The organism is uncultured Chitinibacter sp. (assembly GCF_945957625.1).
In the GTDB taxonomy this organism is placed as follows: Bacteria; Pseudomonadota; Gammaproteobacteria; order Burkholderiales; family Chitinibacteraceae; genus Chitinibacter; species Chitinibacter tainanensis.
The window spans coordinates 87,751-113,432 of sequence record NZ_CAMFLP010000012.1; the positions used below are offsets into that span (position 1 = coordinate 87,751).

22 protein-coding genes and 1 tRNA gene are annotated in these 25,682 nt (G+C 56.7%); 18 read left to right on the forward strand and 5 right to left on the reverse strand.

What is annotated here, in order from left to right:
* The first annotated feature begins 31 nt into the window (after positions 1 to 31).
* The 4 genes from QV747_RS13450 (at position 32) to rpmG (ending at position 3,959) form a co-directional block, all read left to right on the forward strand.
* Positions 32 to 778 carry a 1-acyl-sn-glycerol-3-phosphate acyltransferase gene (locus tag QV747_RS13450; protein ID WP_273431656.1) on the forward strand — a complete coding sequence of 249 codons (747 nt, stop codon included), beginning with the start codon at positions 32 to 34 and terminating at the stop codon, positions 776 to 778.
* A gap of 124 nt (positions 779 to 902) precedes the next feature.
* Complete coding sequence (locus QV747_RS13455; RefSeq protein WP_273431662.1) at positions 903 to 3,308, forward strand: DNA translocase FtsK; 2,406 nt, start codon at positions 903 to 905, stop codon at positions 3,306 to 3,308.
* A 244-nt stretch (positions 3,309 to 3,552) separates the two neighbouring features.
* Positions 3,553 to 3,786, forward strand: coding sequence for a 50S ribosomal protein L28 (gene rpmB / locus QV747_RS13460; protein ID WP_028449593.1), 234 nt, complete (start codon positions 3,553 to 3,555; stop codon positions 3,784 to 3,786).
* 17 nt (positions 3,787 to 3,803) lie between these two features.
* Positions 3,804 to 3,959 carry a 50S ribosomal protein L33 gene (gene rpmG / locus QV747_RS13465; RefSeq protein ID WP_028449594.1) on the forward strand — a complete coding sequence of 52 codons (156 nt, stop codon included), beginning with the start codon at positions 3,804 to 3,806 and terminating at the stop codon, positions 3,957 to 3,959.
* Positions 3,960 to 4,092: 133 nt separating this feature from the next.
* Here the strand turns inward: rpmG and QV747_RS13470 are convergent, their stop codons facing one another.
* Positions 4,093 to 5,028, reverse strand: a complete 936-nt coding sequence (locus tag QV747_RS13470; protein WP_273431683.1) for a LysR family transcriptional regulator — start codon at positions 5,026 to 5,028, stop codon at positions 4,093 to 4,095.
* A 181-nt stretch (positions 5,029 to 5,209) separates the two neighbouring features.
* Here QV747_RS13470 and QV747_RS13475 point away from each other — a divergent pair, with 181 nt between their 5' ends.
* The 6 genes from QV747_RS13475 (at position 5,210) to QV747_RS13500 (ending at position 12,805) form a co-directional block, all read left to right on the forward strand.
* Positions 5,210 to 5,518, forward strand: coding sequence for a DUF485 domain-containing protein (locus QV747_RS13475; RefSeq protein ID WP_028449596.1), 309 nt, complete (start codon positions 5,210 to 5,212; stop codon positions 5,516 to 5,518).
* Positions 5,515 to 7,320: a cation acetate symporter gene (locus tag QV747_RS13480; RefSeq protein ID WP_273431692.1), complete on the forward strand. Its 1,806-nt coding sequence runs from the start codon at positions 5,515 to 5,517 to the stop codon at positions 7,318 to 7,320. Before QV747_RS13475 ends, QV747_RS13480 begins: the two co-directional genes overlap by 4 nt.
* Before the next feature lie 81 nt (positions 7,321 to 7,401).
* Positions 7,402 to 9,201 (forward strand): DUF294 nucleotidyltransferase-like domain-containing protein, encoded by a 1,800-nt coding sequence (locus QV747_RS13485; RefSeq protein WP_273431694.1) that lies wholly within the window; start codon positions 7,402 to 7,404, stop codon positions 9,199 to 9,201.
* Positions 9,198 to 9,830, forward strand: a complete 633-nt coding sequence (locus tag QV747_RS13490) for a 3'-5' exonuclease (RefSeq protein WP_273431697.1) — start codon at positions 9,198 to 9,200, stop codon at positions 9,828 to 9,830. Before QV747_RS13485 ends, QV747_RS13490 begins: the two co-directional genes overlap by 4 nt.
* Positions 9,831 to 9,966: 136 nt before the next feature.
* On the forward strand, positions 9,967 to 11,937 hold the full coding sequence (gene acs / locus QV747_RS13495; protein WP_047390884.1) for an acetate--CoA ligase: 1,971 nt from the start codon (positions 9,967 to 9,969) through the stop codon (positions 11,935 to 11,937).
* 169 nt (positions 11,938 to 12,106) lie between these two features.
* Positions 12,107 to 12,805 carry a TetR/AcrR family transcriptional regulator gene (locus QV747_RS13500; protein WP_273431700.1) on the forward strand — a complete coding sequence of 233 codons (699 nt, stop codon included), beginning with the start codon at positions 12,107 to 12,109 and terminating at the stop codon, positions 12,803 to 12,805.
* Between the two features lie 38 nt (positions 12,806 to 12,843).
* Here QV747_RS13500 and QV747_RS13505 read toward each other — a convergent pair whose 3' ends face one another.
* Positions 12,844 to 14,640 carry a sulfatase-like hydrolase/transferase gene (locus QV747_RS13505; protein ID WP_273431702.1) on the reverse strand — a complete coding sequence of 599 codons (1,797 nt, stop codon included), beginning with the start codon at positions 14,638 to 14,640 and terminating at the stop codon, positions 12,844 to 12,846.
* 341 nt (positions 14,641 to 14,981) lie between these two features.
* Here QV747_RS13505 and uvrB point away from each other — a divergent pair, with 341 nt between their 5' ends.
* From uvrB to QV747_RS13545, 8 genes are all read left to right on the forward strand, one after another.
* Positions 14,982 to 17,000: an excinuclease ABC subunit UvrB gene (uvrB, locus tag QV747_RS13510; protein WP_273431705.1), complete on the forward strand. Its 2,019-nt coding sequence runs from the start codon at positions 14,982 to 14,984 to the stop codon at positions 16,998 to 17,000.
* A gap of 79 nt (positions 17,001 to 17,079) precedes the next feature.
* Positions 17,080 to 17,643 (forward strand): hypothetical protein, encoded by a 564-nt coding sequence (locus QV747_RS13515; protein ID WP_273431707.1) that lies wholly within the window; start codon positions 17,080 to 17,082, stop codon positions 17,641 to 17,643.
* A gap of 298 nt (positions 17,644 to 17,941) precedes the next feature.
* Positions 17,942 to 18,946, forward strand: coding sequence for a sugar ABC transporter substrate-binding protein (locus QV747_RS13520; protein ID WP_034619272.1), 1,005 nt, complete (start codon positions 17,942 to 17,944; stop codon positions 18,944 to 18,946).
* Positions 18,947 to 19,041: 95 nt separating this feature from the next.
* Entirely contained in the window at positions 19,042 to 20,001 is a 960-nt protein-coding gene (locus tag QV747_RS13525) for an ABC transporter permease (protein ID WP_273431710.1), read from the forward strand.
* Position 20,002: 1 nt separating this feature from the next.
* Positions 20,003 to 20,839 (forward strand): ATP-binding cassette domain-containing protein, encoded by an 837-nt coding sequence (locus QV747_RS13530; RefSeq protein ID WP_273431711.1) that lies wholly within the window; start codon positions 20,003 to 20,005, stop codon positions 20,837 to 20,839.
* Between the two features lie 12 nt (positions 20,840 to 20,851).
* Complete coding sequence (locus QV747_RS13535) at positions 20,852 to 21,307, forward strand: RbsD/FucU family protein (protein WP_273431713.1); 456 nt, start codon at positions 20,852 to 20,854, stop codon at positions 21,305 to 21,307.
* Positions 21,288 to 22,523, forward strand: coding sequence for an ROK family transcriptional regulator (locus QV747_RS13540; protein ID WP_273431715.1), 1,236 nt, complete (start codon positions 21,288 to 21,290; stop codon positions 22,521 to 22,523). The genes QV747_RS13535 and QV747_RS13540 overlap by 20 nt, the downstream gene beginning before the upstream one ends.
* A gap of 7 nt (positions 22,524 to 22,530) precedes the next feature.
* Positions 22,531 to 23,442, forward strand: coding sequence for a carbohydrate kinase (locus tag QV747_RS13545; RefSeq protein WP_273431718.1), 912 nt, complete (start codon positions 22,531 to 22,533; stop codon positions 23,440 to 23,442).
* Positions 23,443 to 23,497: 55 nt separating this feature from the next.
* Here the strand turns inward: QV747_RS13545 and QV747_RS13550 are convergent, their stop codons facing one another.
* The 3 genes from QV747_RS13550 to QV747_RS13560 form a co-directional block, all read right to left on the reverse strand.
* Positions 23,498 to 24,223: a DsbC family protein gene (locus QV747_RS13550; RefSeq protein WP_273431720.1), complete on the reverse strand. Its 726-nt coding sequence runs from the start codon at positions 24,221 to 24,223 to the stop codon at positions 23,498 to 23,500.
* An 8-nt stretch (positions 24,224 to 24,231) separates the two neighbouring features.
* Positions 24,232 to 25,404 carry a UbiH/UbiF family hydroxylase gene (locus QV747_RS13555; RefSeq protein WP_273431721.1) on the reverse strand — a complete coding sequence of 391 codons (1,173 nt, stop codon included), beginning with the start codon at positions 25,402 to 25,404 and terminating at the stop codon, positions 24,232 to 24,234.
* Between the two features lie 132 nt (positions 25,405 to 25,536).
* Positions 25,537 to 25,611: transfer RNA gene (locus QV747_RS13560), tRNA-Glu, on the reverse strand.
* Positions 25,612 to 25,682 lie beyond the last annotated feature (71 nt).

A 25,682-nucleotide genomic window follows, 5' to 3' on the forward strand; every position in this document is an offset into this window, starting at 1 on the left:
TCAGCTTATCCCACCCATCTCGGGGCAAGCCATGCAGACTTTGCTGCTCCTCAGCTGGCGCTTACTCGGCTGGCTTGATCTACTATTCTTTACCCTGCTGATGGTATTGCTCGCAATGCTGCCCCAGCGCTGGCTTAGCCACCTATACCCCGCACTATTTCATCGCTGGTGTCGCTGTTTTGTGCGCGCGCTGGGGGTGCAATTACGTTTGCATCAGCACTACCCCGGGCCACTGCCGGCGCAATTTATCCTGATCGCCAATCACCCCTCCGCATTGGAAGACGTCGGAATTCCGGCACTGTTTCCAGTGCGCAGCTTGGCCAAACACGAGGTGCGCGATTGGTGGCTAGTCGGACGAATTGCCGCCGCGGCCGGCACGTTGTTTGTGGAGCGGGAAAGCAAAGCTTCGCGCCAAGCGGCACAGCAGGCACTGATCGCTGCGGTGCAAGCTGGACACAATATTGCGCTCTACCCAGAAGGCGGCTGCAAAGGCCGCTGGCTGGCGCCGCGCTTTCTACACGGCGCGTTTGTCACCGCACAAGCCACTGGCGTGCCGCTGCTACCCGTATTTTTGCATCACGAGGCGCAGGCCGATTTTGAATGGGGGCCGGGCGAAACCCTGCTGCAAAAAATCTGGCGCATTAGCACTAGTCGCAACCGGGTGGTGCATTATCATGTGTTCCCCCCGATCGATCCGGCCAGCCAGCCGGATAAAGAGCAGCTCAATGCGCAGGTTTACGCGCAATACCAAGCCTGGCAAGCGCGTTTTTTGCAATAAAGCCCCTCGCCGCCGCAGCTGACACGCCCACGACAGATAAATATGCCGCATTAGTCGCTTTTCTGCTGCAGTGCGCAGCCCAGCCGTTATAATCGCGAAAGCGTTTGTCCATCAGCCCCACACCATGCCCCTGTTTCGCAAGAAAAACGTCCCCAATGTCTCGACCCGGCCGGCCCTGCCTGCGCCCGTGGCCAATTTACTGCGCGAGTCTTGGTGGCTGCTGCTGGTGGTACTGCTGGGCTTTGTCTTGCTCGCCCTCACCAGCTACCACCGCTCGGATCCGGGCTGGTCACACAGCGCAACGGAGGCCATGATCCACAATCGCGGCGGCGCGTTTGGCGCCTGGCTGGCCGATGTGTTGCTCTATACCTTTGGCGTCTCAGCCTGGTGGTGGACGCTCTTTCTGGTGGCGGCGATCTTATGGGGCTACCGGCGGATTGACCGAGTCACCGAGTCATCGCGCCCTGTGGTCTTGCTGGCCTGCATTGGCTTTGTGTTTATTCTGCTCTCCAGCAGCAGTCTGGAAGCGCTGCGCCTGCATAGCCTCACACTGGAGCTACCGCACAAGCCGGGCGGTATTCTGGGGCTTAGCTTGGGCGGCTGGCTAATGGCGAATTTTGGCTTTAGTGGCGCCACCATGCTGCTGTTCGCCAGCTTCGGGCTGGGCGTATCGCTGTTTACCGGGCTCTCATGGCTCAATCTCATGGAAAACCTCGGTGCAGCCATCGAATGGGCTGCGCTGAAAGTGGCCGATGGCATCCAGGCCGCCCACGACCGCCGGATCGGTCGCATGACCAAGCGCGCCCGTGAAGAGCAAGTACAAGCCGCGAAAAAGAAACAAGATGACAAAGCCCCGCTGATTATTGCCCAAGCCCCGGCCGAGGTGCCGGTGGCGAAAAAACTCGAACGCGAAAAGAAAGAACAGGAAAAACTGCAGGCCGAACAAGCCCGGCAGGCGGCGCAGCCAATGCTCTTTGCTGAAGATGAGCTGCCTCCACCGCCACCACCCGCCCCACGCAAAGTCGTGCAACCCATCGTCAGCGAAGGTGATTTACCCGCTTTAAGCCTACTCACCCCAGCGCCCCAAGCACAGGAAACCATTAGCAAGGAAACGCTGGAATTCACCTCCCAGCTGATCGAGCGCAAGCTGGCGGACTTCAATGTCGAAGTCAAAGTCGTCGCGGCCTACCCGGGCCCGGTGATTACCCGCTATGAAATCGAGCCGGCAGTGGGGGTGAAAGGCGCGCAGATTGTGAATCTGATGAAAGACCTAGCCCGTGCATTGGGGTTGGTGTCGATCCGCGTGGTAGAGACCATTCCGGGCAAAACCTATATGGGCCTGGAATTACCCAACCCGACCCGGCAAATGATCCGGCTAGCCGAAATAATGTCCAGCGAGCCTTATCAGGCCTCCAATAGCAAATTGACTTTGGTACTGGGTAAAGACATCACCGGCAAACCGATTGTTACGGATCTGGCCAAAGCCCCGCATATGCTGGTGGCCGGTACCACTGGTTCGGGTAAATCGGTGGGCGTGAATGCGATGATTCTGTCGCTGGTGTACAAAGCCACGCCCGAAGATGTGCGCTTTATCATGATCGACCCGAAAATGCTGGAGCTGTCGATTTACGACGGCATTCCGCATTTACTGGCGCCGGTAGTGACCGATATGAAGTTGGCGGCCAACGCTTTGAATTGGTGCGTGGCCGAGATGGAAAAACGCTACCGGCTGATGAGCGCGCTGGGCGTGCGCAATATTTCCGGTTACAACCAGAAAGTGCGCGACGCCGCCAAGGCCGGCCAGAAACTCACCAATCCGTTCACGCTTACGCCAGATAATCCCGAGCCGCTGGAGCACCTGCCCTTTATCGTGGTGGTGGTTGATGAATTCGCCGACTTGATGATGGTAGCGGGCAAGAAAATCGAAGAACTGATCGCGCGGCTGGCGCAAAAAGCCCGCGCCGCCGGTATTCACCTGATCTTGGCCACCCAGCGCCCGTCGGTGGATGTGATTACCGGCCTGATCAAGGCCAATATCCCGACCCGACTGGCGTTTCAGGTCTCGAGTAAAGTCGACAGCCGTACGATTCTCGACCAGATGGGCGCCGAGGCGCTGCTGGGGCAAGGGGATATGCTGTTTCTGCCACCGGGTAGCGGTTACCCCTTGCGGGTACATGGCGCCTTTGTGGCCGATGATGAAGTGCATCGCGTGGTGGATGCCCTCAAAGCGCTGGGCGAGCCTGACTATATCGAAGGCATTTTGAATGGCGGTTTTGAGGCTGAAGCCGCGGGCAATGCGCCGTGGGCGACCGACGGCGGCAGTGCTGGCGATGAGAGCGATCCGCTGTATGACGAAGCCGTCGCCTTTGTGCTGAAAAGTCGCCGTGCGTCGATTTCCTTGGTGCAAAGACAACTCAGAATCGGGTATAATCGCGCCGCGCGTCTGATCGAACAGATGGAAAGCGCCGGCCTGGTTAGCGCGATGGAAAGTAACGGCAACCGGACTGTACTGGCGCCAGCCAGTGAATAACAAATCATTGAAAAGACTGATCTTCCTTGATTTGTCAGCCCTCCAATGACAGGCGGCTACACCTTTCGGGATGGGCAAAACGGCCAGCTGTACCACACGACCCCCGCCGCAGGCGTGGCTGGAATGTGGCAATCTGGCACACTTATTCCGACTAACCCAGCAAATCGCAATTCGGGCTTGAGCTCGAGGTGCTTTTTGTGATATAAACGTGGACTTTTCCAGTTCCGACGTTAGGACAAGAATCATGGCACGAGTATGCAAAGTCACCGGCAAAGGCCCGATGACCGGGAATAACGTTTCCCACGCCAACAACAAAACTAAACGCCGCTTCCTCCCGAACCTGCAATCTCGCCGTTTCTGGGTTGAAAGCGAAAACCGCTTCATCCGTCTGCGTGTTTCTAACGCTGCACTGCGCCTGATCGACAAGAACGGCATCGATGCAGTTTTGGCTGACCTGCGCGCGCGCGGCGAACTCTAATTCTGAGGTAATTGAACATGCGCGATAAGATCAAGCTCGAATCTTCTGCTGGTACCGGTCACTTCTACACGACCACTAAAAACAAACGTACCATGCCAGAAAAGATGGAAATCAAAAAATTCGATCCAGTTGCTCGCAAGCACGTGATCTACAAGGAAACCAAACTGAAATAATTTCAGTGCTGGTGACCATACTCGAAACCCTGCCTCGGCAGGGTTTTAGTTTTTGTAGCGCTGCTTTTGCTCAGCAAAATAAAAGGGGTATTGCCTTGCAGGCCATACCCCTTTTTGCTTTCCAAGCTATACCCTAGACCTCAAGCTGCCAGATGGTTTTGAGTGTAGCGCATAATTTATGCATCATCGGGTCGGTCGCCCGATCACCGGAATAAATAAACTGCAGCGGCGCCCGCGTAACAATCTCGCCACCGCGCCACAACACAATCGAGCCATCGGCCGCATAGCGCTGGGCGGTTCGCTCGGCCAAAATCGCCACCCCCACCCCGGCTTTGATTAATTCCAGCAAGGTCGCTTCTTCATCAAACTCGCCGACGACTTTAGGCGCGATGTTCTGACTACGCCACAGTTCCTGCGAAATATCCGCCAGACTCGTAAATTGCGACAGCCCCAACCACGGAGCAGCCGCGAGTGCTGGCCAGTCGGCTTCCTGCAATTGGCTGGCCATGCTAGGCGGAATCGCGATACAAAAACCGATTTCGCTCAGCGGCAGCGTCATCACATTTTGATAAGGATTGCGCCCAAGATAAAACCCCGCATCGAGGGTTTTTTTGCGCACTTCATTCAGCACACTCACCGAAATCCCATGCGTGGTTTGCACCGTAATCAGCGGATAAGTTTCCCGCAACAGCGATAGCCATTTCCCTAGGCGCAAGCGTGCTGGTACACCAATGGTGCCAATCCGTACCTTGCCTTTGGGCTCGCCTTGCAAGGCCTTGGCCTGATGCAAGAGATCGCGGGCCTGCGCCAGAATTTGCTCGGCTTCCGGCAGCAATAATTTACCGGCTTCAGTGAGCTGCACCCCGCCCGGATAGCGCTCAAACAGCGCCAAACCGAACTGCTCCTCCAGCGCTTTGATCTGGGCAGTCACCGCTGGCTGGGATAAATGCAGCAATTCAGCGGCTTGGGTTAAGTGCCCCTGTTGCGCCACGGTCACAAAAGTACGTAATTGATAGAGTTCCATAGCTGCGATTATCACCCAAAGCTTGCCGCTTGTGGCGTTCAGCATGCCTTTTTCGTAGTCGAAAAACCTTGATTACAAACAACAAAGTAAGCCTCGTGCAACACTACATAACTTTCGGTGATTCTATGTATCAGAAAAAGCGATTGGCGGCCGATCGGGGCAAGGGATTAGAGTGCGTGCAGGAATGGCTCACTCGATAGCCTGGACTACACACAGGAGGCAGCGTATGCATGATTCAATGATTGAACGCGTACAGAATAATCCGAAATTTCACGCCCTAGTGGCCACACGCTCGCGCTTTTCATGGGCGCTCACCGTGGCCATGCTGGTGATTTATTACGGCTTTATTCTGCTCATCGCATTTTCGCCCGCAACACTGGGAACCCCACTCGGCAATGGCGTCACCACGCTGGGTATTCCGCTGGGGATTTTTGTCATCGTTTCGGCTTTCGTGCTGACCGGCATTTATGTGCGCCGCGCCAACTCGGAGTTCGATCAACTGACCCGTGAAGTCGTCGAGGAAGCCAAACAATGAAAACACTACAAAAACTGGGGCTAGCCGGCTTTGCCGCGCTGGCCAGCATGCCAAGCTGGGCCGCAGGGGCGATTGAAGGCGCAGTGCAAAAACGCGAGTTGAATATGCACGCCATCGTGATGTTCCTCGCCTTTGTTGCGTTCACTTTGGGTATCACTTACTGGGCGGCGCGCCGGACGCGTTCGGCCAAAGATTTTTACGCTGCCGGCGGCGGCATTACTGGCTTTCAAAATGGTTTGGCGATTGCCGGTGACTATATGTCGGCTGCGTCTTTCCTGGGTATTTCGGCCATGGTGTTTACCACTGGCTACGACGGCCTGATTTACTCGATTGGTTTTCTGGTCGGCTGGCCAGTGATCACCTTCCTGGTGGCCGAGCGCCTGCGCAATCTGGGTAAATACACCTTTGCCGATGTGGCCTCTTACCGCCTGGCACAAACACCGGTGCGCGTATTTGCCGCAACTGGCACGCTGGTGGTGGTGGCGCTGTATCTGATCGCGCAGATGGTGGGCGCGGGTAAGCTGATTCAACTGCTATTCGGTCTGGATTACACCTACGCCGTCGTGCTGGTGGGGATCTTGATGGTACTGTATGTGATGTTCGGCGGGATGCTGGCCACCACCTGGGTACAGATTATCAAGGCGATCTTGCTGCTTTCAGGCGCCACTTTCATGGCCTTTATGGTGATGAAACACGCCGGTTTCAGCTTTGAAACCATGTTCCAGCAAGCCGTGGCGGTGAAACACGCCGGCGCCGAAGCGCTAGCCCACAAAGCCGCGGTGGCATCCGAAGTAGCAGCCAAAGCCGTAGCCGCCAATGCCTCCGACGCGTCTGCTGCCGTCGCTTCCGCCACGGAAGCCGCCGAGAAAGCCGCTAAAGCCGCGAAAACCAATATCATGGCGCCGGGCGGTCTGGTATCCAACCCGATCGATGCCATTTCACTGGGCTTGGCGCTGATGTTTGGTACCGCCGGTCTGCCACACATTCTGATGCGCTTCTTTACCGTGGCCGATGCCAAAGAAGCCCGTAAATCGGTGTTCTACGCCACCGGCTTTATCGGTTACTTCTATATCCTGACCTTCATCATCGGGTTTGGCGCGATTGTGTTGGTATCCACTAATCCAACCTTTAAAGACGCCACCGGCGCGCTGATTGGCGGCTCGAATATGGCGGCGATTCACCTGGCCGACGCCGTGGGCGGTGATCTGTTCCTCGGCTTTATCTCGGCCGTGGCCTTCGCCACGATTCTGGCGGTGGTCGCGGGTCTGACCCTGTCCGGCGCTTCGGCGGTGTCGCATGATCTGTATGCCTCAGTCATCAAGAAAGGCAAAGCCAACGAAGCCGATGAAATCCGCGTGTCGAAAATGACCACGCTGGCCTTGGGTGTTGTGGCCATGCTGCTGGGGATTCTGTTCGAGAAACAAAACATCGCCTTTATGGTGGGCCTGGCGTTCTCGATCGCCGCGTCAGCTAACTTCCCGGTGCTGTTCCTGTCGATGTTCTGGAAAGGCCTGACCACCCGTGGCGCTGTCATTGGCGGGGCAATTGGTCTGATATCGGCGGTAGTGCTGATTATCCTCGGCCCAGCGGTATGGGTAGATGTACTGGGCCATCCAAAAGGCTCTGAGCTGTTTGCCTACAAAAACCCGGCCATCTTCTCGATGACTGCGGCGTTCTTCTTCACCTGGCTGTTCTCGGTGCTGGATAACAGCGAGCAAGCTCGCAGCGAACAAGGCAAATTCAATGCGCAGTTCATCCGCTCTATGACGGGTATCGGCGCAGAAGGCGCAAGCAAACACTAATTGCAACACATACCCTAGCGGGTATCTGGCAGCGCCCCGTCATCACCATGGCGGGGCGTTGTCGCTCAATGGGGCAGCACCATGACCACCGCGTTTCAATTCAATCAGCCGCCGTTTGATACGCTCAGCGTGCAAGAGCAGCGCGAGCTGGCCAGCCAGCTCAATCTGGAATATCACCCAGCCGGACAAACACTGATTGCCGCAAACACGCCGGTCGATTCGCTGTATGTGGTGATGAAAGGTCTGGTCGCCGGTGGCGACGAGCAAGACAGCCTGTATGGCGAACACGAATTATTTGACGGCAAGGCCGTACTCGAAGGCCTGAGTAGCCACCCGTTTGTAGCGCTGGAAGACACCCTCGTCTGGCAACTTCCCCGCGCCGCAGTGCTCGCGCTGTGCCAGCGCAATAGCCAGTTTGCAGCGTTTTTCTACCAAGATGTGGCCCGCCGCATTGGTGAGCTTTCCCCCAGCCCGCAAGCGCTGAGCCAGGCCATGCAAATGCTCAGCCGCGTGGGCGAGGTGACGCTAACGCCGCTGCATACCCTGCCGGCTAATGCCAGCGTGCTCGAGGCCACGCAATGCATGGATAGGCACGGCCTGAGTGCCGTCCTGCTCAACGACAGCGCCGGGCCGCGCATGTTTAGCCAGAGCGATCTGCGTCGTGCGATTTGCGCCGGGGCAATTCCCGCCAGCACGCCGGCTAGCGCCTACGCCAGCACGGCGCTGTTTACGATTAGCCCGGATGCCACCTTGCATGAGGCTATGCTGCTGATGATCCGGCACAGCATTCACCGTCTGGTGGTGAGTCGCGATGGCGAGCTAGTCGGCATTCTGGAGCAGCTTGATCTGTTATCCAGCCTTGCCAATAACCCGCACAGCATCGGCGTGCAAATTGAGCGCGCCAACTCGCCCCACGAGCTCAAACTCGCAGCCGAGCGCATGCACAGCTTGATTCAGCTGCTACAGCACAGCGGTATGAAAGTTACCCTGATCGCGGAAATGATCGGCGAGCTGCGCCAAAAACTCCTGGCGCGGCTCTGGCAGCTACTGGTCCCGCCCGAACTCACCGGCCAGATTTGCCTGCTGGCACTGGGCTCGGAAGGCCGGGGCGAGCAAATCTTGCGCACCGATCAGGATAACGCGCTGATCTATGCCGACGGCGTCGATCAGGGCGTGTTAGCCGGTGTCGCCGAGCAATTTACCGCCACCCTGATCGCATTGGGCTATCCGCCCTGCCCCGGTGGCGTGATGATCAGCAACCCGGCCTGGCGGCGTAGTGAGGCCGAATTTCGCCAGCAGATCAGCGCCTGGACCAGCTCGCCCAGTGGCGAGCATGTAATGAACCTGGCCATCTGGCTAGATGCCAGCCCGATCATTGGCGATACCACCCTACTGTATCGCCTGCAAGATCATTTAGATCAATGCCTAGATGACAATACCCTCCTTATGGGGCATTTTGCGCTGCCGATTGAGCGCTTTGCCAGCAGCCATGGCCTGCGCCCCAGCTGGCTACCCGGCGCGGCCAGTAGCCAAATCGATCTGAAAAAAGCCGCGATTTTCCCACTGGTACACGGCCTGCGTAGCTTGGCACTCGCCGCCGGCAACCGATGCACCAATAGCTACCAGCGGCTGGCCGCCCTACGCGGGGGGACAGTGATTAGCGAAGCGCTGGGCAACGATCTGGCCGCCAGCCTGAGCTTTTTGCAGGGCTTGCAGCTGAAATATGGCCTGCAGGCGCAGCAAGCGGGTCGCCCGGCTGAGCCGCAATTGGCGCTCGCGCAACTGAGCAGTCTGGAGCGCGAACTACTCAAAGACGCACTTGGGGTGGTAAAGCAGTTTCGCGCCTTGCTGCGGCATCATTTCAAGCTGGATGCACTATGAGCTGGCTTGCGCATCTTCGCCCTAGTGTGTGGCTACGCCAGCAGCAACGCCGCCGCCTGCTCCGACCGGAATACGCCTTTTTATTCGCGCCGCCACCGGCGCAAGAATGGGTGAGTCTCGATTGCGAGACGACTAGCCTAGATCCGAAAACCGCAGAAATCATTAGCATTGCCGCGGTGCGCATTCAGGGCCCGCGGATTGCGCTGGCCGAGCATTTTTCGGTGCTGATACGCCCCAGCGGTGCACTCGACCCGAAAAGCATTCCGATTCATGGCTTGCGCGCACAGGATGTGGCGCAAGGGCTGGCATTGCCTGATGCGCTAGCGCAGCTACTGGCTTTTATCGGCTCGCGCCCACTGGTGGGTTACTACCTCGAATTTGATCTGGCCGTGCTCAATCGCCAGCTCAAGCCGTGGCTGGGGATTAACCTGCCCAATCCGGCGATTGAGGTATCGGGACTGTATTACGACAAGATGGTGAGCGCCTACAACCCGGAGGTGGATCTACGCCTGGCTAGCATTCTGACGCAATTACAGCTCCCGACACTGCCGCGCCACGATCCATTAAACGACGCGCTGATGGCGGCGATGATCTTCCAGAAACTAAGAAAAAACCCTAATAGCAATTGATTTACAAGCACTTACAGCCTTCATCAGCGAGATTGATTTCGCGCATCAGAAAAGACAATTAGCTTTGCCCGCTGGCCAGCTTTACAGTCAGCCTATCCCTTTTGACCAACCGATTTGGCTTGTAGGAGTACACAGCATGAGCGGTATCGATTCAGTTCTGAAAGAAACACGGATGTTCCCACCTACCGACGATTTCCGCGTGAATGCGACTGTGTCGGGGATGGAAGGCTATAACGCCCTGTGCGAAAAAGCGAATAACGATTACGAAGGTTTCTGGGGCGACCTGGGCAAATCCATGCTGGATTGGAAAAAACCATTTACCAGCGTGCTAAACCAAGACAATGCGCCGTTCTACAAATGGTTTGAAGATGGCGTGCTGAACGTCTCTTACAACTGTCTGGATCGCCATCTGGAAACCAAAGCCAATAAAGTTGCGATCATTTTTGAAGCCGACGATGGCTCGGTCACCCGCGTCACCTACCGCGAGCTGTATCACCGCGTGTGTCAGTTTGCCAATGGTCTGAAATCACTGGGCGTTGCCAAAGGCGACCGCGTGGTGATCTATATGCCACATACCATCGAAGCCGTAGTGGCCATGCAAGCGTGTGCGCGGATCGGCGCGATCCACTCCGTGGTATTTGGCGGCTTCTCGGCCGGCGCACTGCGTGACCGGATTCAAGATGCGCAAGCCAAACTGGTGATTACCGCCAACGAAACCGTACGCGGCGGCAAAACCACCCCACTGAAATCGATCACCGATGAAGCGCTGGGCCTGGGCGGCTGCGAATCAGTGAGCAAAGTGGTGGTGTTCCAACGCACCAGCAACAAGCCAGAACACTGGAGCGAAGAGCGCAATATTTGGTGGCACAAACTGGTCAAAGACCAACCCGATACTTGCGAGCCAGAGTGGGTAGAAGCCGAGCATCCGCTGTTTATTCTGTACACCTCAGGTTCAACCGGTAAACCCAAAGGCATCCAGCATTCTTCAGCCGGCTACCTGCTGGGTACCCAAGTCACCATGAAATGGGTATTCGATTACAAAGAGTCGGATGTGTATTGGTGCACGGCCGATGTGGGTTGGATCACTGGCCACTCTTACATCGCCTACGGCCCACTGGGCATTGGCGCGACGCAAGTGGTGTTTGAAGGCGTACCAACGTATCCAGATGCTTCACGCTTCTGGCAAATGATCGAAAAACACGAAGTCACCACGTTCTACACCGCACCAACCGCGATTCGCTCGCTGATCAAGCTGGGCGGCGATCTGCCAAAACAATACGATCTGTCGTCACTACGCCTCTTGGGCACCGTGGGCGAGCCGATCAACCCAGAAGCGTGGATGTGGTACTACGAAGTGGTTGGCGGCAGCCGTTGCCCAATCGTGGACACCTGGTGGCAAACTGAAACTGGCGCGAACATGATTGCCCCACTGCCAGGCGCAGTGGCGACCAAACCGGGCTCTTGCACCTTGCCTATCCCCGGCATTATGGCCGACATCGTGGATGAATCGGGCGCGCAAGTTGAGCTGGGCAAAGGCGGCTTCCTGGTGATTAACAAACCATGGCCATCTATGGTGCGCACCATCTGGGGTGATCCAGATCGCTTTAAGAAAACCTACTTCCCGGACGATTTTAACGGCAAGCTGTATTTGGCCGGCGATTCAGCGCACCGCGATGAAAATGGCTACATCTGGATCATGGGCCGGATTGATGATGTACTGAACGTATCAGGTCACCGTTTGGGCACCATGGAAATCGAATCGGCCCTAGTGGCCAACCCACTGGTGGCCGAAGCCGCTGTGGTAGGCAAGCCGCACGAGGTGAAAGGCGAAGCCGTTGTTGCCTACGTGGTACTGAAAGGCCAGCGCCCAGAAGGCGATGATGCCAAACGCATCGCGAAAGAGCTGCGCGAGTGGGTGGCCCATGAGATCGGCAAGATCGCCCAGCCGGATGAAATCCGCTTCGGTGACAACCTGCCAAAAACCCGTTCCGGCAAGATCATGCGCCGCCTGCTGCGCGATATTGCCAAAGGTATTGAAATTACTGCGGATACCTCAACGCTAGAAAACCCTGCGATCCTGGAGCAACTGCGTCAGTCGGCAATCTAAGCAGATCGCCCTACTGGCAGTAACAAAGCAATACGCTTGACTGTAAACCACAGTACTTCACCCACCCGAGCCTCGCGCCGGGTGGGTTTTTTTTGCCCATCGTGCGCTGTCATAACGGACTTTGTAGCGCATAATTTAATCCCTCTGCGCTACAGACCACCTGCTTGCAATGACCATCACCGATCCACCCACTCTTGTTACCCCTCCAAGCGATCATCGCCAGCGGGTGGCCGCCCAACGCCGCCTGCGTACTCGTGAGCGCCTCTTGTGTGAAGCTGTGCAGGTGTTTGCCCGCCAGGGGCTCGGGCAGGCAGTCATCGGGCAAATTATTCAACAGGCCGGCGTTGCGCGCGGCACTTTTTACAACCACTTTGCCACCGATGAGGCGCTGTATATTGCCGTAGCGAGTGAAGTCAGCGATGCGATCTTGCAGCTGGTTGATCCACTAGTGCTGCAGCACACACATCCGGCGGCGCGCGTGGCCTGTGGCATCAATACCGTGCTGTCGCTCGTGCGGGCGCAACCGAAACTTGCCCGTTTTCTCGACCGCGGTGGGGTAATGGCATTGCGTCATGGCACACTGGTCAACCAAGTCGTGCCGCGCGATTTGCTGGCGGGCATGCAAGCAGGCTGCTTTAGCGCGCAACCACTGCCATTGGCGGTTGATCTGCTGCTGGGGCCGCTGCAAATGGCTTTTCATCTGCACGCGCATGAAGACCCCGGCCCTGCCTATGGGCCACTGATGACGGCGGGGATTTTACGGGCCTTGGGGCTAGCCGCTGTCGAAGCCAGCGCGCTTGCCAATACACCGGTGCACTGCCCAGCTATTGCGCCCGACAGTATTTTGCACTGGCTACAAAATGAATAAGGCCACCGAGCGGTGGCCTTATGCTTGAGCGCAAATAATCAGAGATCAATCCGATCAATTTGCCAATCAATGCCATTGAAATCGGGCATTTCACGGCCATCATCGGCGCCAAACTCAGCCTGAATCACGGCATTCAGTTTGGCATTCATCTGCAGCACCAGCTGAGCTTGCTGGCCTTTTTTCGCTGCGAGATTGTGCATTTCCTGCGGGTCTTGCTGCAGATCGTACAGCTCGACATCATTCCACTGATAAATCTCATCGAGCGTTTGCGGCGTATTGCGCTCTAGCGGTGAGAAATAGCGGGTAAATTTATAACGGCCATCAAACACCGTGCGCACGCTGCCGCGCTTTTTGAAATTGGGCTGATAGCCTTCGGCCTTCAGCGCCGCCATCGGGTCAGTCTTTTTGGCCAGCGCGGCAGAAATTCGCCGGATTAGCTCGCTATCGTTGGTGGCCAAGCCGCTGTAGGTAAATAGCACCGACTCGCGCACCGCATGCAAACCGGCTTTGCCCGGGTTGGCAAATAAGGTGGAAAGATCTTTGCCCGGCAAAGTGCGGCCCGCATATTCAGAAGCCTTCGTGGCATTCACGCCCGCCATGCTCAGCAAGCTGGGTACCAAATCAATATGCGCAGTCAGGGCTTTACAGTGCTGGCCGCCTTTCACCTGTGGATGCACGATATAGAGCGGTAGGTGAATGACTTCTTGGTATGGCATCGGGCCTTTGCCGCGCAAGCCGTGCGCGCCGCCCATTTCACCATGATCCGAGGTGAACACGATGATGGTGTTGTCATCCAGATTCAGCGCCGCCAGCTCGTTGAGCAGCGTTTGCAGTTGCTGATCCACCAGTTTGAGTGAATTAAAGTAAAAATCGTTAAACCGCTGCCAGCGCTGGGGCTCAGCGGGTACCCGCCCCAGGGTATAGCCCCAGCAGCGATCAAATTCGCCGTGCGCAGCCGGACGCCCCGGTGCATCAAAGGGCTGCTGCCAATTGGCAGGTAGTGGATGATGCCATTGCGTTTGATAAGCCGCATGCTCAGGCGCGCGCGCCGCTTGCATCATCAGCTCACCGGTATCCTGCACCTGCTCGCCCGGTAAATCGGTATTGAAATACATAATGTCATGTGGATTTACCAAGCTCACAAACAGCGCCCATGGTTTTTGCTCGGCATTCAGGCTTTGCCCTTTGTCGCGCAACCATGCCACCGCACTGCCGGCGATCATCTGGTCATGTTTATAGCCGCCCAGCGTATGCGCCAACACATCACCCGGCCAAACGAAATCGGCAAAACCATACTCGTCCATTTCTTTGGTAAAGAGTTTTTCCGGGGTTTCCTGATCGAACTCGGCATTCAAATGCCATTTACCTTTGTAGGCGGTGTAGTAGCCTGCTTTACGCAGCATATGCCCCACCGTCGGCACTTCGGTCGACAGCGGCTTCACATATTTCATGTCGGCGTTTTCAAACATTTTGTTGTCGGCGGTTTGCAGGCCCGTCATCAACACCGAGCGCGAGCTGGTACACATCACCGCGGGGCAATAATGATTGTGAAAGGTGATGCCGGCCTTTTGCAGTCGCTCATGCCCGGGCAAGCGATAACCGCGCGGCAGCTTGCTCATGTAACGCTCTTGGTCGGTAAATACAAACAAAATATTCGGCTGTTGGTCACTCGCGGCTTTTTTCTTCAGTGGCGCGGCTTGTGCTTGCTGGGCAGGGGCCAAGCCGGGTACCGCATCGACTGCCGTGGCCGCCGCCACGGCGCCGGTTAGCGTTAGAAAATCACGCCGGGTCACACTGGGCGCAGTAGGAGGTGTAGTGGGCTGGTGATCGGACATGTGCTTCTCCAGAGTTATCCCGCGCAGCAAGGCTGCGGTGTATCCTATGTGGTTGAATTTATGCATTTATATGCATTTATCATTTTGTGCCGTCGCCTTAGCGGGCTGGTTTTCATAATGACACTTTGTTTATTTACAAACAATCATTCGTGCTGCAAAACTCAATTCAAGCATCTGGCTGTCGCAAATCCACCCCAATCCGCCACACGCCCGATTAAAACCCGTACCTAAGCCACGCCCAAATGCTGCACTGCGGCGTTTATAGTACAAACGTTCAACAGGCTTGAACCGCAGCCCGCTTGCGCCGACAATAGCCGCTTAGCTCACCGACTGATGCCGCCATGTTTGTTGACTTCCCCAACTCCCCCTATCAGCTATTTCAACCCTTTCCGCCCGCAGGCGATCAGCCCGCGGCAATCGCCCAGCTGATTGAAGGACTTGATGATGGTTTGAAATACCAGACGTTGCTGGGGGTCACGGGCTCGGGAAAAACCTACACGATGGCCAATGTGATTGCGCGCACCGGGCGGCCTGCCATCATCATGGCGCCAAATAAAACGCTGGCCGCGCAGCTGTATGCCGAGATGCGCGAGTTTTTCCCGAACAACGCGGTTGAGTATTTCGTCAGCTACTACGATTACTACCAGCCCGAAGCCTATGTGCCGAGCCGCGATTTATTTATTGAAAAAGATTCGGCGATTAATGAGCACATTGAGCAAATGCGTCTGTCTGCCACCAAGGCCATGCTCGAGCGGCGCGATTGCATTATCGTTGCCACCGTATCGGCGATTTACGGTATTGGCGACCCGAGCTCCTATCACGCCATGATTTTGCATCTGACCGAAGGTGAAGCTATTGGTCAGCGCGACATCATCAAACGCCTCACCACCATGCAGTACGATCGCAATGAGCTCGATTTCTCCCGCGGTACCTTCCGTGTGCGCGGGGATGTGATTGATATTTTCCCGGCCGAATCGGCCGAGCTGGCGCTGCGGGTTTCGATGTTTGATGATGAAATCGAAAAACTTAGCCTGTTTGACCCACTCACCGGTCAAATCAAACAGCGGGTTGGCCGCTACACCGTGTTTCCTAGCAGCCATTACGTCACCCCGCGCGATACCGTGCTCAAAGCCATCGAAACCATTAAAGATGAGCTGCGCGAGCGGCTGTCGTTTTTTCACCGCGAACAAAAATTGGTCGAGGCGCAGCGGCTCGAGCAACGCACCCGCTTTGATCTGGAAATGCTCAATGAAATGGGCTTTTGCAAAGGCATTGAAAACTACTCGCGGCATTTTTCCGGCAAACCGGCGGGCGAAGCGCCACCCACGTTGCTAGATTACATCCCCAAAGACGCGCTGATGATTCTGGACGAAAGTCACGTGATGATCGGCCAAGTGGGGGCGATGTATAAAGGCGACCGCTCGCGCAAGGAAAACCTCGTCGATTATGGCTTTCGCCTGCCCTCGGCACTGGACAACCGCCCACTGAAATTTGAAGAATTCGAGCGGTTGATGCCGCAAACCATCTTTGTCTCTGCCACGCCTGCCGCCTACGAAGCCGAGCATCAGGGGCAAGTGGTTGAGCAAGTGGTGCGCCCGACAGGGCTGGTTGATCCGATTATCGAAGTGCGCCCGGTGGGCACGCAGGTGGACGATCTGCTGTCGGAAATCCGCAAACGTACCATCGATGGCGAGCGTGTGCTGGTCACCACACTCACCAAGAAAATGTCCGAGCAACTCACCGATTATCTGGCCGAGCATGGCGTGAAAGTGCGCTATTTGCACTCGGACATTGATACGGTAGAGCGGGTAGAGATTATTCGCGATCTGCGCTTAGGTGTGTTTGATGTGCTGATCGGGATTAACTTATTGCGCGAAGGCTTGGATATTCCCGAGGTCTCGCTGGTGGCGATTCTGGATGCCGATAAGGAAGGCTTCCTGCGCAGCGAACGCAGCTTGATTCAGACCATCGGCCGCGCCGCGCGTAATCTGAACGGCACCGCGATTTTGTATGCCGACCGCATCACCGATTCGATGAAAAAAGCCATCGATGAAACCGAACGCCGCCGCACTAAGCAAATCGCCTTTAACGAAGCCAATGGCATTACCCCACGCGGGGTGATCAAGCGGATTAAAGACATCATCGACGGTGTCTACAACGCCGAAGAAGCCGTAGCCGCTCGGCTGGAAGAAAAGAAACAGCAGCTGGTCGCCGAAATGGACGAAAAACAGCTGGCCAAAGAGCTCAAACGGCTGGAAAAAGAGATGCTCACCGCCGCGCAAAATCTGGAATTCGAACGCGCCGCCCAGCTGCGCGACGAGCTCAAACAACTGCGCAATCGCGCTTTTGGGCACGATTAAGCTGCCCAGCGGCAACCCCATTGGCTTTAAACATCACCGACCGAAACACCACTTGCCAGCAAACACCGAGGGTATCTGCATGAAGTCATTCATTCATAAGCTCTGCACCATCATACTCGCCACCAGTATCTGTAGCGGCAGCACTATCGCGGCTGAAGCAGGCAATCAGGCCTTTGGCGAGATCACGCCAAGCTGGCTGGATTGGATGGATGGCCCGCAACCATGGCGCACCTGGCTGGTCGCACCGGTGGCCACCCGGCATTTTGATCGGCAAGCGGTGATTGATGACAATCTGAATGAAAACAACCCGGGGATTGGCCTCGAGCGTAGCAATGGTCGCTGGCACTGGATGCTGGGCGGCTACCGCAATTCTTTGCGCGACACCTCGGTGTATCTACAGCTGGGCTGGACGCCGCTGCAAATCCCGCTAGGTAGCTCAGCCCACATCGCCTTGGGCGCCGCAGCTGGCCTGGTCAGTGGTTATCAAAATACCGATAAAGGCTATCCGATTGTGCCGGCGGGCGGCTTTCTGGTGTCACTGGAAACGGATTATCACGTGGGCCTGAATCTGTTTATTGTGCCCACGCTGCAGGCGGTGGATGTGGAAGGCTTTGTTGCCGCCCAGATCAAGCTTAATTTTTAAGCGGCCACCCGCGCTGTCACACCAGCGCCACAGTCGCCCGAACATCAGCCACCCTTGCGGTGGCTTTTTTATGTCCTACACAACTGGGCATAGCCAACACCCACGCCCCGCCAAAGCGCATTCCCGCGTACAAATCCAGTTTGAAACGCTTGTTTTATAAGGGTATTTATATAGATAAACGCAGTTGATTTATTAATTTTAGCGGCATACTCTTTTGATAAATCAAATTGATTTATTTATCACAACAAACAATTTGATCACGACACCCACACACAGGAAGCACTTCAGGAGAACGATCATGCTGCAAGTTAACCGCATTCAACTCGCCATCGCCGCCTTGGCCACCAGCCTAAGCCTGCCCGCGCTGGCCGCCGAACCCGTGATTGGCCTGATCACTAAAACCGAAACCAATCCCTTCTTTGTAAAAATGAAAGAAGGCGCCGCCGCGGAAGCCAAGGCCAAAGGTGCCAAACTGCTTACCGCCGCGGGGAAAGCCGACGGTGATAATGCCGGCCAAGTCACTGCGATTGAAAACATGATCGCCGCCGGAGCAAAAACAATTCTGATCACCCCGAGCGATTCGAAAGCCATTGTGCCCACCATCAAAAAAGCCCGCGACAAAGGCGTGCTGGTGATTGCGCTGGATAGCCCTACCGACCCAATGAACGCCACCGATGCGCTGTTTGCTACCGATAATTACAAAGCCGGGGTGCTGATTGGTAATTACGCCAAAGCCGGCATGGCCGGTAAGCCGGTCAAAATCGCCACGCTGGATCTCTTTCCCGGCCACCCCGTGGGCGCCCAACGCCACAATGGCTTTCTGCAAGGGTTTGGGCTGAAATCGCTGGACGCCAAGAGCAACGAGCTGGCCAAACCAGCCGAAGTAGTGTGTATGGCCGATAGTTTTGGCGATCAGGCCAAAGGCCAGACCGCGATGGAAAACTGTCTGCAAAAAAACCCTGACATCAATCTGGTTTACACCATCAATGAGCCGGCGGCAGCAGGCGCCTATAACGCGCTGAAAAAAGCCGGCAAAGAGAAAAACGTGATGATCGTGTCGGTGGACGGTGGCTGCCAGGGGATTAAAGACGTTGCCGCCGGCAAAATCGCCGCAACCTCGCAGCAATATCCGCTGAAGATGGCCGCCATGGGGGTCGCCGCAGGGGTGGAATACGCGAAAACCGGCAAAAAACCGAGTGGCTACACCGATACCGGCGTTACGCTGATTGCCGCGAAAAGCGTCAGTGGTGTGGATAGCAAAGACACCAAAGTTGGCCTTGATCTGTGCTGGGGCACTAAATAAGCCCAGCGGGCGCAGCCCCGTGCTGCGCCCTGCCCCACCGGGGCTTTCTCATCTCAGTTCTGAATTTCTAGACCTACGCAGCAAGGAGCGGTGTGATGCCGAGCTGGAAAGACCAAATGCCGTCATTAGGAACACTAGGGCCGCTGATTGCCTTAGTGCTGGCCTGCGGCTTCTTTGCCCTACAGAGTGAGCAGTTTCTCACCGGGGCGAATTTTTCTCTGATTTTGCAGCAAGTGATGGTGGTAGGGCTGATCGCCATCGGCCAAACCCTGATTATCCTCACCGCCGGGATCGACCTTTCCTGCGGAATGGTGATGGCACTGGGCGGAGTGGTAATGACGAAAATGGCCCACGATCATGGCTTGCACCCGATCGTAGCAATCAGTATTGGCTTTGCCGTTACCGCTGGCTTTGGGCTGATTAACGGCCTGCTGGTCACACGGATTAAACTGCCCTCGTTTATCGTCACGCTGGGCACGATGAATATTGCCTTTGCCCTTACCCAGCTGTATTCCCAGTCGCAAACGATTACTGATCTGCCAGCCGGCATGACCTTGCTGGGCAATACCTTTGCCATCGGTCAAACCCAAGTAGCCTACGGCACGGTGGTGATGCTGGCCATGTATGCTCTGAGCTGGCTGTGGCTGCGTGATACCGCCACCGGCCGGCATATTTATGCCGTGGGTAACAATCCCGAAGCCACTCGCCTCACTGGGATTGCCACCCACAAAGTCCTGCTGCTGGTGTATGTGCTGGCGGGCTTGTGCTACGGCCTAGCCGCCCTACTCTCGGTAGCGCGCACTGGCGTGGGTGACCCGAATGCCGGGCAAACCGAAAACCTAGATGCCATTACCGCAGTGGTCTTGGGGGGTACCAGCCTGTTTGGCGGGCGGGGGATCATCATTGGCTCGCTGATTGGCGCCCTGATTGTGGGGGTATTTCGCAACGGGCTAACACTGATGGGGGTTTCATCGGTATACCAGATACTCATTACCGGGATTTTGGTCATTCTTGCCGTAGCCACCGACCAACTCTCACGCAAAGGGGGCCGCTAAGATGAGCGCGTTCACCGAACTCGAACCCAGCACGCACAGCCTGAATATCGACCCGCGGCCACTGGTACTCCAAGCCAAAGGGCTGGTTAAACGCTACGGCCAGGTCACCGCGCTGGATGGCGCCGATTTTGAACTACGCGCAGGCGAAATCATGGCCGTAATCGGCGATAACGGAGCCGGTAAATCATCACTGATCAAAGCCCTCTCGGGCGCGATTAGCCCGGATAGCGGCGAAATCTTGCTCGATGGCCAGCCGGTGGTATTTAAAAGCCCGATCGATGCCCGCCGCGCCGGGATCGAAACGGTGTACCAAGATCTGGCCGTTGCGCCGGCGATGACCATTGCCGAAAACCTGTTTCTGGGGCGCGAAATTCGCCGCAACAATGTGCTGGGGCAATGGTTTGGCGCACTGGATAAACGCAAGATGCTGGAAGACAGCATTGCCTATATGCAGGAACTAAAGATCGGCATCCGCTCGATGAGCCAGGCGGTAGAGACACTGTCCGGTGGTCAACGCCAAGGCGTAGCCGTGGCCCGAGCGGCCGCCTTTGCCCGCCATGTGGTGATCATGGATGAACCCACCGCGGCGCTGGGGGTTAAAGAAGGCAATATGGTGCTGGAATTAATCCGCAATGTGCGTGATCGCGGGCTACCGGTGGTGCTGATCAGCCATAACATGCCGCATGTTTTTGAGATTGCCGACCGGATTCATGTCGCCCGCTTGGGGCGGCGTGCAGCGATCTTGAACCCGAAAGCCATCACCATGAGCGATGCGGTGGCCGTCATGACCGGAGCGATGAAACCGGCCGATATTCCGCCGCACTGGCTAGCCCAGTAACAGGAGCCCACGATGCTAAAAGGAATTGATCCACTGCTTACGCCTGAGCTACTCAAAGTGCTGGCGGAAATGGGGCACGGCGATGAAATCGTCCTCGCCGATGCCAATTTCACCGCCGCGACGCTGGCCAAAGGCAAGCCATTGCTGCATCTGGCCGGCGCGGGCATGGCCCGTACGGTGGAAGCCATTATCAGCCTACTGCCGCTTGATCAGGATGTGGCCGAGCCGGTGGCCTATATGCAGGTGAGCCACCAGCCTGAGGGTTGGCGCAGCGCACTGCAGCGCCATGTGATTCACCAGCTCGTTGAGCAGGGCCACGTGCAGGCTCAGCAAGTTGAGGCGATTGAGCGGTTTGCTTTTTACGAGCGGGTCAAGCAAGCTTACGCGATTGTGCTCACGGGCGAGTTGCAGCCCTATGGCAACTTTATCCTGAAAAAAGGAGTGATTTGTGAACCGCTCGCCGGATAATGCGGCGCTGGAAAGCTCGGCCGCCAAGCTCAAGCCGCGTGGCTCATCGCAAGATGGGCTGCGGCAATATAATGAGCGGGTGATTTTGCAGGCCGTACGGCTGCACGGCCCGCTGCCGGGCGCCGAAATTGCCCGCCTTACTGGCCTGACCGCGCAATCCATTTCCCAAATCACCAAGCGGCTGCTGGATGAAGAGCTGCTGCGCAAGGAAACCCCACAACGGGGCAAAGTGGGGCAGCCATCGGTGCCGCTGGCCCTAAACCCAGATGGGGCTTTGGCCATTGGGATCAAAATCGGTCGCCGTAGTCTGGATGTGCTACTGGTCGATTTTACTGGCCAGGTGCGCGGCCGCTGGGAGCTGCAATATGCGCTGGCCAAGCCCGCGCAGGTGCTGGCCCACATTGCCGCCAGCCTGGAGCAAATCCGCGCCAGCCTGCCCGCGGCGCTGTGGCCACGGATTCAAGGCATTGGCCTAGCCGCACCGCTGAATATGGGTGGCTGGCAAGAGCTACTCGGACAAGACCCCAGCGTCGCCGCGCAATGGCGCGCGCTGGCGCTGGACGAAGAAGTCAGCAAACTGACCGGCCTGCCCGTGCAATCGATCAAAGACACCTCCGCCGCCTGTGTTGCCGAGCTGGTGGCCGGGCGCGGGCGGGATGTGCGCAACTTTGTGTATGTGTTTGTCGATACCTTTATTGGTGGCAGCTTGGTGCTCGATAGTCATCTGCACCTTGGCCGCAATGGCAATGCCGGCGCAATGGGCTCGCTGCCGCTAGGACAAGTAACGCGAGGGGCGCAAACCCAGCTGCTGAATGTGGCCTCACTTTACCAACTGGAAAACCGCTACGTGGCCGCTGGGCTGGATGGCACCGCCACCAGCGATGGCCGCAGCATGTCGGCGACCTACTGGCCACATACCAGTCTGTGGCTTGACGAATGCGCCCCTGCCATCGCGCTGGCGCTACTGAATGCAGCCTGTTTGCTTGATCTGGAAGCCGTGATTGTGGATGGCTGCTTTTGCCGCGAGCTGCAGCAAGCATTGCTGCAAGCCATTCAAAAAGCCATGCACAAAATGAACTGGGAAGGCGTCACCCCGCCCGATTTACTCGCTGGGGCCATTGGGCCGGATGCGCGTGCACTGGGTGGTGCGCTGTTGCCGCTGTATGCCAATTTTGCCCCTGATCGGGATTTATTCCTGAAACTGAATGAAGGATAAAGCAAGCATGAGCCACGCCGCCCTCCCTCGCTGCATTGCCGCTGGCGAAGCCCTCACCGATTTGATCCGCACCAATGGGGAGCAATGGGTGAGTAAGGTCGGCGGTTCAACCTGGAATGTCGCCCGCGTGATGGCAAGCCTCGGGCTACCCACAGCCTTTGCCGGCGCGATTAGCACCGATTGCTTTGGCCAAGATTTACAAGCCGCCAGCGTGGCAGCGGGACTAGATTTACGCTATCTGCAAACTGTGGCCCAACCACCACTGCTGGCCATCGTGCATCAGCAGCATCCGCCGCAGTATTTCTTTATCGGTGAAAACAGTGCCGATCTGGCCTTTAACTGGCAAGCCCTGCCCCAAGGCTGGGAAAGCGCGACCGACTGGCTGCATTTCGGCGGCATTAGCCTCGCTCGCGAACCACTGGCCAGCCATCTCGTGGAGATGGCGCGACACGCCAAGCTGCGCGGCGTGCGCATTAGTTATGACCCCAATTACCGGGTTTTAATGGGGCCCAGCTATCAGGCCACCTTGGCCAGCATGAGCGCCCTAGCGGATGTGATTAAGGTATCGGATGAAGACTTGGCCGGGCTGTTTCCGGGGCTCGAGATGGCGGCAGCCTTGGCCGCCTTACGCGAGCTCAATCCACAGGCCATGGTGTTGTTCACCCGGGGCGCAGCTGGCGCCAGCCTAATCAGCGGCGAACAAACCGTCAGCGCGCCCGCAATTCCGGTGGCCGTGGTAGACACCGTGGGTGCCGGTGATGCCGCGATGGGTGGGCTGATCTACAGCCTACTCACCCAGCCCGAGCAACCTCTCGCGCAGCATTTACACTTCAGCCTCGCCTGTGGCGCCGCCGCCTGTGCCCAACAAGGCGCCACCCCACCAACGCTGGCTCAGGTACAAAAGCTCTTAACTAGCTAAATAAAGGCCAAAAACAAAAAAAGCCACCCGCAGGTGGCTTTTTGCGTATCGAAGCTTACTTGCTTTTCGCCAGCATCGCTTCGATCTGTTCTTGTGGCACCGCGCCAGAAACAATCTGGCCATTGGCAAATACCAGCGCGGGGGTGCCGCTAATGCCCAATGACGCCCCCAGCTGCATATTGCGCTCGATCGGGTTGTCACACTCCGGGCCGTTTTCAGGCAATTTGCCATCAAAGAACCAATTGCGCCACGCCGCCTGCTGATCTGCACTACACCAGATCATGCCTGATTTACGCGCAGCATCAGGGTGCAAGCCTGGCAGTGGCATCAGGAAATTATAAATGGTGACGTTGTCTAAACCATTGAGGCTGACTTGCTCCAAGCGCTTGCAAAATGGGCAATCCGGATCGGTAAAGACCGCCATTTTGCGGCTTCCATCACCCCGCACGATTTTTACCGCATCTGCAAATGGCAGTTTGTTAAAGTCGGTTTTGGACAGCTCAGCGATGCGTTTTTCGGTCAGGCTCTCTTTTTTGGTGACATCCACCAGCTCACCAACAAACATATACTGACCTTTGGCATCGGAATAAACGATGTTGTTCTTGCCGATCACGATCTCGTACACGCCCTTCACAGGGGTGGAATTCACCGCATCAACAGGGCGGCCCAGCTTTTTACTGATGGTTTCTTTCAGGTTTTTCGGCGGTGTATCCGCCTGCGCCGAGCAAGCCACCATAGTCAGTACGCCAGCCGCAACCAGCAATCGGGTCAGATGTTTCATAGTTTTCCTTAGGAATCCATCGCGTGACGGATCAGTTGACGCTTCAACCATGGCAGCTGGTCGGTTGCAGCCAGACCAAAGTTGCGCATGGCCTTCACCAATGGATGAGGCGTATCGAATAATCGTTGCAGCCCATCGCACACGGTCTGCATTAATAACACCGGCTCACGCCGAGCACGTTCGTAACGGCGTAGGACTAGCACATCGCCCAGACGTTCCGCGGGTGTTTGCTGTAAGAGTTGCGCTAATTCTTGCACATCACCAAAGCCAAGGTTCACGCCCTGCCCAGCCAAAGGGTGCACCGTGTGGGCAGCATCACCAATCAAGGCCACCCGTGCGCGCACAATACTATCGGGCTGATTAAGCCGTAATGGAAAAGCCGCCGCGGGGGTAATCAGTTGCAGCGCACCAAGGCTCATATTTCCCGCTTGGGCCACGCGAGCCGCCAGCGCAGCGGGGTCTAATTGCAGTAGCTCATCCCGCAGCGCATCAGCACAGGACCAAACCATCGACATTTGCTGATCGGGCAAGGGCAAAAAGGCCAGAATGCCATCGGGGCGAAACCATTGCTGAGCTACACCGTAATGCGGCTTTTCACAAGCAAAGTTGGCTACAACCCCAGCTTGACCGTAAGGGCGGGTTTTAACTTCAATACCGGCTTGCTGGCGCAGCCAAGAGTTAGCCCCATCAGCCCCAACTATTAGGCGCGCGGACAGCTGTTGGCCATCACTCAGGGTCAAGGTCGCCGCAGAAGGGCTGATCTCTAGTTGCTGGGCTTGCACCCCGCTAATGATGCGGACATTGGGGGCTTCGCCAAGGGCCAGCCAGAGCGCACGCTGCAGTTCACGGTTTTCCAGAATGGTGGCCAGTGCATCCACACCACTATCGAGCGCGGAAAAATCCAGCTGGCTTTGGCCATCGCCGCGAATCTTCATCGCGCTCACCGGGCATAAACGCGCCGGCCGTAACTGCTCCCAGGCGCCAATCTCGGCCAATAATTGCTGACTAGCTCGGCTAATGGCGTAAACCCGCTGGTCCCAGCTCTCGACGGGCCAATCCAGCTGCGGCTCGCGGCCCTCAATCAGGATGACTTCATGAGCAGAATGGCGCAGCGCCAAGGCCAGTGCCGAGCCGACTAAACCACCACCCAATACAATTACATCTGCGTCATATGCTTTCATGCGCAAGAGTTTAACATCGTTAACGCACAGGCAACATCATGCAAAGTGCTAGTGGCCAAAGCTGAATGTGAGCAGAGCTGGAATATTTATACGAACTAGGGATTTGCTACAGAGATTACTACTAGGAGGAAGTGGCGTCCCCACGGGGAATCGAACCCCGGCCGCCGCCGTGAAAGGGCAGTGTTCTAACCGCTAAACTATGGGGACATTGCAGAATTTAAATTGGCGCGCCCGGAGCGATTCGAACGCCCGACCCTTTGGTTCGTAGCCAAATACTC

Bases quoted from the DNA above. Each gene is read 5' to 3' on its own strand.
- QV747_RS13480 (WP_273431692.1), top strand. From the start codon at position 5,515: ATGAAAACACTACAAAAACTGGGGCTAGCCGGCTTTGCCGCGCTGGCC.
- QV747_RS13500 (WP_273431700.1), top strand. From the start codon at position 12,107: ATGACCATCACCGATCCACCCACTCTTGTTACCCCTCCAAGCGATCAT.
- uvrB (WP_273431705.1), top strand. From the start codon at position 14,982: ATGTTTGTTGACTTCCCCAACTCCCCCTATCAGCTATTTCAACCCTTT.
- QV747_RS13485 (WP_273431694.1), top strand. From the start codon at position 7,402: ATGACCACCGCGTTTCAATTCAATCAGCCGCCGTTTGATACGCTCAGC.
- QV747_RS13530 (WP_273431711.1), top strand. From the start codon at position 20,003: ATGAGCGCGTTCACCGAACTCGAACCCAGCACGCACAGCCTGAATATC.
- QV747_RS13550 (WP_273431720.1), bottom strand. From the start codon at position 24,223: ATGAAACATCTGACCCGATTGCTGGTTGCGGCTGGCGTACTGACTATG.
- QV747_RS13470 (WP_273431683.1), bottom strand. From the start codon at position 5,028: ATGCTGAACGCCACAAGCGGCAAGCTTTGGGTGATAATCGCAGCTATG.
- QV747_RS13450 (WP_273431656.1), top strand. From the start codon at position 32: ATGCAGACTTTGCTGCTCCTCAGCTGGCGCTTACTCGGCTGGCTTGAT.
- QV747_RS13520 (WP_034619272.1), top strand. From the start codon at position 17,942: ATGCTGCAAGTTAACCGCATTCAACTCGCCATCGCCGCCTTGGCCACC.
- QV747_RS13555 (WP_273431721.1), bottom strand. From the start codon at position 25,404: ATGAAAGCATATGACGCAGATGTAATTGTATTGGGTGGTGGTTTAGTC.
- QV747_RS13545 (WP_273431718.1), top strand. From the start codon at position 22,531: ATGAGCCACGCCGCCCTCCCTCGCTGCATTGCCGCTGGCGAAGCCCTC.
- rpmB (WP_028449593.1), top strand. From the start codon at position 3,553: ATGGCACGAGTATGCAAAGTCACCGGCAAAGGCCCGATGACCGGGAAT.
- QV747_RS13535 (WP_273431713.1), top strand. From the start codon at position 20,852: ATGCTAAAAGGAATTGATCCACTGCTTACGCCTGAGCTACTCAAAGTG.
- QV747_RS13515 (WP_273431707.1), top strand. From the start codon at position 17,080: ATGAAGTCATTCATTCATAAGCTCTGCACCATCATACTCGCCACCAGT.
- QV747_RS13505 (WP_273431702.1), bottom strand. From the start codon at position 14,640: ATGTCCGATCACCAGCCCACTACACCTCCTACTGCGCCCAGTGTGACC.
- QV747_RS13525 (WP_273431710.1), top strand. From the start codon at position 19,042: ATGCCGAGCTGGAAAGACCAAATGCCGTCATTAGGAACACTAGGGCCG.
- QV747_RS13490 (WP_273431697.1), top strand. From the start codon at position 9,198: ATGAGCTGGCTTGCGCATCTTCGCCCTAGTGTGTGGCTACGCCAGCAG.
- acs (WP_047390884.1), top strand. From the start codon at position 9,967: ATGAGCGGTATCGATTCAGTTCTGAAAGAAACACGGATGTTCCCACCT.
- QV747_RS13475 (WP_028449596.1), top strand. From the start codon at position 5,210: ATGCATGATTCAATGATTGAACGCGTACAGAATAATCCGAAATTTCAC.
- QV747_RS13455 (WP_273431662.1), top strand. From the start codon at position 903: ATGCCCCTGTTTCGCAAGAAAAACGTCCCCAATGTCTCGACCCGGCCG.
- rpmG (WP_028449594.1), top strand. From the start codon at position 3,804: ATGCGCGATAAGATCAAGCTCGAATCTTCTGCTGGTACCGGTCACTTC.